General features: G+C 67.1%; 8 protein-coding genes and 1 pseudogene. 5 read left to right on the forward strand and 4 right to left on the reverse strand.

Annotation, left to right across the window (positions count from 1 at the left end; all coding sequences use genetic code 11):
- The first annotated feature begins 156 nt into the window (after nucleotides 1–156).
- Together fabG and ABS761_RS08485 are read left to right on the forward strand one after the other, a co-directional pair.
- Complete coding sequence (gene fabG / locus ABS761_RS08480) at nucleotides 157–897, forward strand: 3-oxoacyl-ACP reductase FabG (protein ID WP_350407747.1); 741 nt, start codon at nucleotides 157–159, stop codon at nucleotides 895–897.
- Nucleotides 898–949: 52 nt separating this feature from the next.
- Nucleotides 950–1,741, forward strand: coding sequence for an SDR family oxidoreductase (locus ABS761_RS08485; RefSeq protein ID WP_350407748.1), 792 nt, complete (start codon nucleotides 950–952; stop codon nucleotides 1,739–1,741).
- 39 nt (nucleotides 1,742–1,780) lie between these two features.
- Here the strand turns inward: ABS761_RS08485 and ABS761_RS08490 are convergent, their stop codons facing one another.
- Nucleotides 1,781–4,279: an autotransporter domain-containing protein gene (locus ABS761_RS08490; protein WP_350407749.1), complete on the reverse strand. Its 2,499-nt coding sequence runs from the start codon at nucleotides 4,277–4,279 to the stop codon at nucleotides 1,781–1,783.
- A gap of 152 nt (nucleotides 4,280–4,431) precedes the next feature.
- Between ABS761_RS08490 and ABS761_RS08495 the strand changes: the two genes are divergently transcribed.
- Nucleotides 4,432–5,025 (forward strand): hypothetical protein, encoded by a 594-nt coding sequence (locus ABS761_RS08495; protein ID WP_350407750.1) that lies wholly within the window; start codon nucleotides 4,432–4,434, stop codon nucleotides 5,023–5,025.
- A 17-nt stretch (nucleotides 5,026–5,042) separates the two neighbouring features.
- On the opposite strand, the gene ABS761_RS08500 is transcribed toward ABS761_RS08495, so the two are convergent.
- From ABS761_RS08500 to ABS761_RS08510, 3 genes are all read right to left on the reverse strand, one after another.
- Complete coding sequence (locus ABS761_RS08500) at nucleotides 5,043–6,692, reverse strand: copper resistance CopC/CopD family protein (RefSeq protein WP_350407752.1); 1,650 nt, start codon at nucleotides 6,690–6,692, stop codon at nucleotides 5,043–5,045.
- Entirely contained in the window at nucleotides 6,689–7,231 is a 543-nt protein-coding gene (locus ABS761_RS08505; RefSeq protein ID WP_350407754.1) for a YcnI family copper-binding membrane protein, read from the reverse strand. The genes ABS761_RS08500 and ABS761_RS08505 overlap by 4 nt, the downstream gene beginning before the upstream one ends.
- Before the next feature lie 100 nt (nucleotides 7,232–7,331).
- Nucleotides 7,332–7,757 (reverse strand): DUF2946 family protein, encoded by a 426-nt coding sequence (locus ABS761_RS08510; protein ID WP_350407755.1) that lies wholly within the window; start codon nucleotides 7,755–7,757, stop codon nucleotides 7,332–7,334.
- A 217-nt stretch (nucleotides 7,758–7,974) separates the two neighbouring features.
- On the opposite strand from ABS761_RS08510, the pseudogene ABS761_RS08515 reads away from it, so the two are divergent.
- A pseudogene (locus ABS761_RS08515) lies at nucleotides 7,975–8,793 on the forward strand (NAD-dependent epimerase/dehydratase family protein); the annotation flags it as partial.
- A 12-nt stretch (nucleotides 8,794–8,805) separates the two neighbouring features.
- Entirely contained in the window at nucleotides 8,806–9,714 is a 909-nt protein-coding gene (locus ABS761_RS08520) for an SMP-30/gluconolactonase/LRE family protein (protein WP_350407782.1), read from the forward strand.
- Nucleotides 9,715–9,981: the final 267 nt, after the last annotated feature.

The raw sequence follows: 9,981 nt of genomic DNA on the forward strand, positions 1-9,981 counted from the left end.
CCACGCGCGGGCGCCCGGTACGCAGTCTTGCCGCAGGCGGCGATCTTGCCGCAGGCGGCGACGGATTTGGTTAAGCTCATGCCTGACAAGGTTCGGGCGCCATCGCTGTTGCCGGCGCGCCCGTGGGTTGATCGATCTCTTTGGGATGAGGAAGGCATGCGTTTGAATGGGAAGGTGGTGATCGTCACTGGCGCGGGCCAGGGTATCGGAGCCGCAACAGCGCTGAAATTCGCCCGCGAGGGCGCGACCGTGGCGCTGTGCGACCTGCGCGAGGATGTGGTGGACCGCAGCATCGAGGCCTGCCGCGAGGTCGGGGCCCAGGCCGTCGGTTTTGCACTGGACGTTGCCGACCGGCAGGCCGTGGACGGCATGGTGGCCGGAGTCATCGAGCGTTTCGAGCGGATCGACATCCTGGTGAACAACGCGGGCATTACCCGCGATGCCCGCTTCGAGAAAATGACGGGCGAGCAGTTCGATTCAGTGATCGAGGTCAATCTCAAGGGCGTGTTCAACGTGGCCCAGGCGGTCGTCCCCGCCATGATCGCGCAGGGCCATGGCGTCATTCTCAATGGCAGTTCGGTGGTGGGGATCTACGGAAACTTTGGGCAGACGAACTATGCCGCGGCCAAGTTCGGCGTGATTGGCCTGACCAAGACCTGGTGCCGCGAGTTGGGCCCGAAAGGCATTCGGGTCAATGCGGTCGCCCCTGGTTTCATCCAGACGCCGATGCTCTCGACCGTGCCCGACGCGGTGCTGGCCCGCATGAGCGAGCAGGTACCGCTCAGGCGCTTGGGCAGGCCCGAGGAGGTCGCGAACATCTATGCTTTTCTGGCCAGCGACGAGGCGAGCTACATCAATGGCGCGGTCATCGAGGCCAGCGGCGGTCTGACGGTCTGACGCCGGGCGGGCGCCGAGATTCGGAATCATCCTGAAAAGAGCGGAGCGCGAGATGAATATTGCCGAAAGGCTGCGGGTCCCGGCCGGTTTGAGGGTCCTGGTGACAGCGGGTGCGGCCGGCATCGGCGGTGTCATTGCCCAAGGTTTTCTCGAGGCGGGCGCGCGGGTCCACGTTTGCGACATGGATGGCGAGGCCGTGCGGCGCGTGCTGCGCGAGCGTCCGGGCATGGGCGGCACGGTCGCGGACGTCGGTGTCCGGGAGGACGTCGATCGCATGATGGATGAGGCAGTCGCCGGGCTCGAGGGCCTCGACGTGCTGGTGAACAATGCCGGCATCGCCGGCCCCACGGGAGGCATCGACGAACTCGCGCCCGCCGATTGGGAGCAGACCGTTGCGGTCAACCTCAACAGCCAGTTTTACTGCCTGCGCAAGGCCGTGCCGTTCCTGCGGCAGTCCGCACAGAGTCCGCACGTCGTGGCCATGTCCTCGGTCGCGGGACGGCTGGGCTATCCGTTTCGCGCGCCGTATGCGGCGACCAAATGGGCGATCATCGGACTCATGAAATCCCTGGCCGCGGAGCTGGGGCCGCAAGGGGTGCGAGTCAATGCTATTTTGCCCGGCTTGGTGGCGGGTGGGCGCATGGATCGTGTCATTGCCGACCGGGCCCAGGCGCTGGGCATCGGTGAGGACGCCATGCGCGCGCAGTACCTGGAAAAGGTCTCGCTGCGCCGGATGGTCACGGCGCAGGATGTGGCCGCGATGGCGCTATTCCTGTCCACGCCGGCGGCGGCGAACATGACCGGCCAGGCGATCAGCGTGGACGGCAACGTCGAATATCTGTAAGGGGCCTGTTTAGGCACGCTGGCGATCAGGGTGCGGGCTTCAGAACGCGTACTTCAGCAGCGCGCTGCCGCCCAGGCCCTCCCGTTTGCCAGTGTAGGCCTGCACGCCCAGGCTGACAGTGAGTGCACGAGCCTCCTGGGGCGCGATCTCCAGCCCCAGTTCGAATATCCCGGTGTCGCCCTTCAGGCTCGGGGCGGCAACATCGAATCCGTAGACCGTGGCGCGGGCGCTGCCGTCGAATTCGTGCTCCCAGGCTGCGCCCGCATAGGCGCGGGTCTGTTCGCTGAATGCGTAGCCCACCCGTGTCCCGACCCGCATGCGATGCGAATCGGCGTCGCCGAAACGAAAGTCGCCGCCAGCGATCGAGACCTGGTCGCCGTCCTGGTGGTTCCAGAAATATTTGGCGTACAGATCGGCACTGGTGCGCGTGCCCAGGCCGGCCACATAGCCCAGGCCCAGGTGCGCGCCGTAGTAGGGCGCGGTGCTGTCGTACGAGGCATCCGCCCCCAGCGTCCGGGTGAGGTCGGTGCTGCGCCAGTCGGTGCCGGCGCGTCCCGCCCGCAGGGAGCCCTCGGCGTACGGTCCGAGCGGGCCGCGCATATCGATGGCGGCTGGGTCGGCGAAATCGTGACGCGCCATCAGGCCCACGCCGTAGTATCGGCTCTTGCCGCTGCCGCGCGCGGTGCCGCTGTCGAAGCGGTTGGTGCTGTTGTAGTTGCCGGTGCCCAGTTCGATGAAGGCGCCGGCGGCCAGGTTGCCGTATCCGGTGTCGAAACGACGGGCGGTGCCGAGGACGAAGGATAGGCCGTCGACATCCACGTGCGAGCCCGATTCATAGCGGGAGCTGCCGCCGCTCAGGGCGCCGAAGCCCGCCCATTGACCGGTCTGGGCGGCGGCCTGGGCCCGGCCCATCGCAGCGCCGGCAATGAGGTCGCCGCCCTGGTTGATGAGGGCCAAGGGGGCGATGCGACCCTCGAGCGGAGCCTTGCTTTCTTCGTTGACGCTGACCTCGGCAACGGTGGCGAACAGGTCCGTGCCGGTGGCCGTCAGGCCCCACTGGTAGGTGAGGGCCAGACCCTGTCGCCCGGTGATGGTTGTCGGGCTTGAGGAGTATCGATTGGTCGCCAGGTCGTCCGCGTGCATCAGCGTGATTTGCGTGCCGGGCCGAAAAGGCCCCGCGCCTTGCGCGACATCCACCGCCACCGTTGCATCGCACATGCAGGCCGTGTCGGTCAGTGTCAGCACCGGGGCGCCCGGCGCGGTGCCTGGCGGCAGGACGTACTGATAGTGGTCGAAGCCCGCCACGCCGGCCGCCCTGAGCCCGGTGCCGCGGATTTCGAGGGTATTGCCGCCGCCGGGGTTTGTGCCGTCACCGCCCATGAGGAAGGTTCCGCTCAGGATCGGCGAGCCTTGCAGGACGATCCGGTTGTCGGCGGCGACGCCGTCCGTGGCCAACCCGCCGAAGACCACGCTGTCCACCACTTGCGCCTGGTCACGAATGATGATGGTGTTGCCCGTGGCATTGCCGATGGTATTGCTCTCGCCGCCGATGATCGTTCCGCGTTCGATCCGCGCCTGGTCGCGGATGATGACGGTATTGCCCAGCGCGTTGACACCGCTGCTGCCGCCCGTGATGGCATTCGCGTCGGTGATGATGGCCTGGCCCTGGATATCCACCGTGTTGCCGCGCGCTTCTCCCAAATCGCTCGCGCCGCCGTAGATGAAGCTGCCGTCGGTGATTGCGGCCCCGTCGCGGATGATGACGCTATTGTCCGCTGCGTTGCCAAGGGTCGTGTAGCCGCCATATATCAGGCTGCCGCCCGCGATCGTGGCCTGGTCGCGGATGATGACCGCGTTGCCGGTCGCGCTGTTCAGCGCATAGCCGCCCATGATGAGGGTGCCGTTCCTGGCCGTGGCCTGGTCGCGCAGGGTGACCGTATTGCCGTTGGCCGCGCCGCCTCCAGTGCCGCCCATGATGATTCCGCCGTCGACAAGGGCCTGGTCCCGGATGAGCACGGTGTTGCCCTCGGCGCTGCCGGAGCAACTGTCGCCGCCAATCACGTTGGCGCCATTCACGAGGATGGCCTGGCCGCCGATGGAGACAGTGTTGCCTGTGGCGTTGCCGCTGCAGGTGGCGGACCCGCCGCCGAAGCGCATGCCGTCATAGGTCTGCGTACCGGTGACCGTGAGGCGGTTGCCGACCGCGTTGCCATCGGCATTGTTCATTCCGCCTATGATTTCGAGAACGGGTGTGTCAGGGTCGCCAGCCGACGGCGGCGGGGTATCGATCTGGACATCCCCGCCGGTCGCTGGGCTGGAGTCTGTGCTGCAGGTTCCGATGTAGCTGTCACCGGAAAAACCGCAGTCCGTGTTCGTGCTGCCGCCGCTATTGGCGGCCCAGACCGGCCCCGCGAGGCTCAGGGCCAATATGATTGCGATGATGGGGCCCCGCCGCTGCGGGCGGCGTTTCCACATGGCCCAATGGGGGGCTTCAAGGATGTGAAGGAGAGTGTGGGCAGGCATGTCGTCCGTGGGCATGGCGAGCTCCGTTGGCTTGCGTTCAGGTTGCTGAGATTGTGTGGCCTCTATCATTGATGTGTAAAGTAAAACTGCCACCTGTTACCAGAGTTGTTTTGCTTTTTCCCGCGGTGCGCCCGGGCTGCCGCACCTAACACACTCGAGGAGACACGATGAAAAAAACCCTGATGACCTTGGCCGCCTTGTCCGTGGTGACGCTCTCCGGCTGCGTGGCCATTCGCGCGGGCAAGGCGGTGGCGACACTGATCACCCCCAAGACCGTCATGGATGCGGGCACCGATGTGAAGGCCGATCTGCACGAGCGGGTCTATTTTGCGCAGTTCAAGGAGCACTCCATGGGCTTTGGCGACGACCCCGATGCCTGCGTCTACGATACCGTCATGGCGCGCTACGTGCGAAACTGGGATGAGGTGTCCGAGCAAGGTGTCGTGGTTCACCAGGCCGACCCGGACAAGCCGATCGGCTATGGACTGATCGCGTATCACGAGCAGTGTCCGGGGCGGCCAGGCCGCGACGTCTTCTTGACGAGTAGCTGGCACCTGCCTCTGTTCAAGCGCGCCAATGTCATCGAAAAGGGCGATCGGGTCGATGCGTCCGATTACTTTGTTCAGCCTAAGGCCGATCGGCCGAAATGGGTGCCCGAGGCGATCAAGCTGATCCGTGCCCAGGCGGACAAGAATGCCAAGGCGCAGGAGTTCCTTGCGCATGTCGGGGCGGACGGCATGCCCAAGGCCCTGCCCAAGTAAACCCGGCGCGCGCCGTGTCAAAGCGCCAGGGCCGCGCGCAGCGTGACGCGGTTGAAATCGTCCACCAGGATGTCGAGGTTCAACTGCCAGAGCCCCATATCGGGCAGCGCCGGTAATTGCACCCGCCAGGCGCCATCGGGCAGGCGCCGTGCCTCGCGGCGCAGCGGTTCGAGACCGGCGTTGGGGTTGTCCAGCGTGATGGTCAGGGCTTGCGCGGCCAACGGCCGGCCCTGGAGCGTCGCCAGTTCGATGGTCCATTCGGTTCCATCGGCGGCTCGACGGATCCAGGCGAATACTTGGTCGTTGGTGAGGGCCAGTGGGCTGTCGGCGCCGGACGTCATGTGCGCGGACGCTGGCGCCACGGCGTCCAGGCTGCGCGGTGGCGGGGTGAAGCGCCACAGCGACACAATGCCCAGGATCAGGATCGCCAGGACGATTTCGGCCCGGATCGCGTGCGCGAGCCGGCGCGCGGCGCGGATGTCGCCGGCCAGGGCGGGCGCGGTCAGGCGCCAGCGGTTGTCCGCCGCCAGGGCCAGCAGGACGAAGACCAGGGCAAGCTTGGCCGACAGCACCTGGCCGTAGGACGTTTGCCATAGGTCCGCCGGCTGGTCGAGTTGCAGGAGCGCGAGCGTCAGCCCGCTGAGGGCGAGGATCGCCACCGCCGACGAGATCCACCGTGAAAACCGTGAGAGGGCTGGCAGTCTGGCCAGCGTCACCGGGCCAGCGCTCGCCGCCGCGGTATTCGGGCGATCAGCCGGGCCCTGTACGCCGGCGGCTGCGAGATGCCGGTGCAGCCTTCGCGCCAGCGGCACCAGCGCGCCCAGCCAGGCGGCGGCTGCCATTACATGCAGGGCAATGGCGGGCCGGGACAGCCACTGGGGCGGGGCGGTACCGGCGTGGCCGCTGTTGGCGACCGCGAGGCCCAGCAGGATCAGGCTGCCCGCTGCCGACAGCCGCAGGATCAGTGTCCGGTCGGTGTCCTGTGCGCGATAGGCCGCGGCCAAGGCCAGCGCGGCAAAGCCTAGCGTGCCGGCATAGGGGGTGGCCAGGGCGGCGCGCCAGGTATCGGCCTCGGTCAGGGCACTCCAGGGGGCGTCGAGCAGATCCAGGCCTTGCAAGGCCAGGTCGATGAACAGGGCGGCCAGGCCGATCCTGATCGCCCGCCGTGCCCAGTCCTCGCGGGTTGGCGGTGCGGTGGCGCGAAACACGGCTGCTCCGCAAGCCGCGAGCAGGCACACGAAAGCCAGCAGGCGGCCCGCCCAGATCGCGACATCGCGCCAGGCCTGCGCCGTGCCGAGAGGGGAGGCCGCGGCCGCGGTCGGCGCGCCGACGGCGAAATCCAGTGTACCGCCGACAGGGTGGCCATCTGCGGAGGAGGCGCGCCAGGTCAGCAGGTAGGTGCCCGGCGCGGCGGCGGGCGGCAGGGTAATGCGCACGCGGCTGCCCTCGCTTTGCGCGGGGCCCAGGGTGAGGGGCTTGCCGTCCGGGCCGAGCAGGGAGAGCGCGCTGATGCCGACCGGCTCGCTGAACTCGAGCCACATTGTCGCCGGCGCGTGGTCCAAGACGGTACCGGCCGCCGGCTCTGCGGCGACCAGGACGGCGTGCCCGAAGACGGCCTGCGACCAGGCCGCCAGGCATAGCAGCAGCAGGGCGCCTAGGGTCTTCAATGGCTGTGTCCGTGCGCGGATGCCTTGCCGGGTGCCAGGAGCTTGACTCCGGGCGCCGGGCCGTCGACGCCGTCCTTGCCCGAGGTGTCGATCCAGCGGTCGGTGCCTTGCTTGCATTCCTGGACGACCGGGAAGTACAACGTGTCGCCGGGTTTCAGCGAGGAGGATAGCGAGACGCGGAATACGAACTCGTCATAGTAGGCGTCGGGCAGGTCGCCGCTCCAGGCGATCTCGCGCACGCCCGAGGTGATCGTGGCGTCGTGCAGTGTTTCAGGTTTTGCATAGTCGCCCTGCACCAGATCGAGCGTCCAGCCTGGTTTGGGTTGCGGTTTTACGGCCACGGCGCCGTCCGGCATGCGGATGCGGATGCGCGTCGTATCGGAACCTTGGCAGCCATGGGGCACGCGCAGCACGGCCTTGTAGCTGCTCCCGATGACGGCGCTGGAGGTTTCGAAAGTGATGTGGGCACCGGCCGGCGCCGCGAGGGCGAGGCCGAGGGCCAGCGCCGCGATGCCGATCGTCGGCTTTATGAGCTTCATGGAATGTCCTTTGCAATGGGAGGGTGAGCGCAAGCCGCGCACTCAAGAGATGCGTGACGCGGGCCGCGCGTTTCAGGGGGGAACGCGCGGCGCATCGAACTCATGGATGGGGCGGCGGGGCGCGCGGCCCCAGGGGGGCGCCGCGTTCGCGAAAGACATGTGCAATGAAGGTTTCAGCGATCCTCGGCAGGGCCTGCGCCACAGCCGCCAATGGCCCCAGAGCGGTGAAAGTGGTCAAGGGCGAACCCGACGCGTGGTGCGCCAGCAGGCATAATGCGCAGTCGTGGCCAGCGGGGCCGCGTGCCGGAATGGGCGCGCTGCCCGGACCTGAAGGATCGTGGGCGGTGCAGATCGACAGCGTCAGCATGCTCTGCGCCCGGGCGCCGGGGTCGGGCATATAGCCTTCCGGCACCAGGGCTCGCAACATCAGGGCGAGGCACAGCATCCAGGCCCACGTCCATGAGGCGGGGTGCCACGCGGGGGATTGGGCCGACGATGTCATGCGGGCAGTATAGAACGGAAACATCCGGGCTTCCCGGTCGTCGGCTTGCGCGCCATCAAGCGGGCGGCAAATTTTCTTGTCCCGCTTGTTGTATGACAACTAAAATAGTACCGTTTCGAAGGCGAGGCATCCGGTGATCTGCCTTTGATCTGTAGTAAAAATAAGCCTCCATTGACAAAGGACGCACCAGGCGGGAATAATCACCGGCCAGTCATACGATAACTTACCTTTTCATTTTTCCATGACGCATCCCTCTGCTTCCCACCCTCCCTTCGAGCGACTCCTGCTGACCGGCGCGGCCGGTGGCTTGGGCAAGGTTCTGCGCGAATCCCTGAGACCCTGCGCACGGATCCTGCGGCTGTCCGATGTGGCGCCGATGACGCCGGCGCAGGGGCCACACGAGGAGGTCGTGCCGTGTGATCTGACGGACAAGGATGCCGTCGATGCCTTGCTCGAGGGTGTGGACGCCGTGGTCCATCTGGGCGGGATTTCAGTCGAACGGCCCTTCGAGGAAATCATCGAGGCGAACTTCCGGGGCACCTACCATCTCTATGAGGCGGTTCGCCGTCATGGCGCCCATCGAGTGGTTTTCGCCAGCTCCAACCATGTCATCGGCTTTCACAAGCAGGGCGAGCACCTCGATAACGCCTCGCTTCGCCGGCCCGATGGCTATTACGGCTTGTCGAAGTCCTTTGGCGAGGATCTGGCCAGCTTTTATCATGACCGCTACGGCATCGAGACCGTCAGCGTCCGGATCGGCTCGTCCTTCCCGCAACCGCGCAATCGGCGCATGCTGCACACTTGGTTGAGCTACCGTGATCTGGCCGAACTGGTGCGCCGTGGCTTATTCACTCCAGGCGTTGGCCACACGGTGGTCTACGGTATGTCGGACAATCGGGATGTCTGGTGGGACAACCACGGCGCGGCGATCCTCGGCTATGCGGCGCGCGACAGCTCCGAGCCCTTTCGTGCCGAGATCGAGGCCCAACCCGCGCCGGCCGTCGACGATCCGGATGTCGTCTACCAGGGCGGCGCCTTCACCGCCGCCGGCCCCTTCGAGCACCAACCCGCGGTGCGCCGTCCGACGCGTTCGGCAGGCGATGCCGAGCTGGTGCTGCACGTGCGCAACGAGATTGGCGAGAGCCCGGTGTGGCTTGCCGGCGAGCAGGCCCTGTATTGGGTCGACATTCCGGCCGGCGCGCTGCACCGCTGGCGTCCCTCGGACCAGCAGCACACGAGTTGGCGCGCCGGCCAGTCATTGGCCTGCATTGCGCCCTTGCCCGATGGCGCCTGGGTGGGCGCGATGGAGGACGGGGTCTACCGCCTGACGCCAGGCGCCGGCCAGGCGCTGGGGGCCGAGCGGCTTGCCGACGTGGAGCATGCGCGCGCCGCCATGCGCTTCAACGATGGGCGCTGCGACCGCCAAGGGCGGTTCTGGGTCGGCTCGATGTTCACCGACATGTCGCAGGCCGCCGCCATCGGGGCTTTGTACCGCATGACCGGGCGTGGAGCGGACTTGCGGCTGACGCGCATCGTCGGCGATCTGGTCGTCCCCAACGGCATGGCGTTCAGCCCGGACGGGCGCACCTTGTATCTGTCGGATTCTCATCCGACCCGGCAGAGGGTCTGGGCGTATGACTACGACATCGAGGCGGGCATGCCACGCGGCAGGCGCCTGTTCATCGAGTCCCTGCCGGGCGGGCGGCCCGACGGGGCGGCGGTCGACGCCGATGGCGGCTATTGGATCTGCGGCAATGACGCCGGCCTGGTGTATCGCTATACGCCCGATGGGCGCCTGGACCGCAGCCTGCGGGTACCGGTCCCCAAGCCCGCCATGTGCGCGTTCGGCGGACCGGGGCTGGACACCTTGTTCGTGACCACGAGCCGGCCAGCCGGCGCCGCGCCGCACGCCTTGGACGGCGCCGTGTTCGCGCTGCGCCCGGGGGTGTGCGGGCTCGAGGAACCGTCTTATGTAGGGTGAGGGCGGTCCACAGGGACCTTCCAAGGCGGGGCATCTCCCCCACCTCGCGGCTTGCATGCCGCTCGGATTCGACCGGCACACAAAGGTCCACAGGGACCTTTCAAGGTGGGGCATCTCCCCCACCTCGCGGCTTGCATGCCGCTCGGATTCGACCGGCACACAAAGGTCCACAGGGACCTTCCAAGGTGGGGCATCTCCCCCACCTCGCGGCTTGCATGCCGCTCGGATTCGACCGGCACACAAAGGTCCACAGGGACCTTCCAAGGT

The sequence above is a fragment of the Castellaniella sp. GW247-6E4 genome, from assembly GCF_040276065.1.
GTDB lineage: Bacteria > Pseudomonadota > Gammaproteobacteria > Burkholderiales > Burkholderiaceae_B > Castellaniella.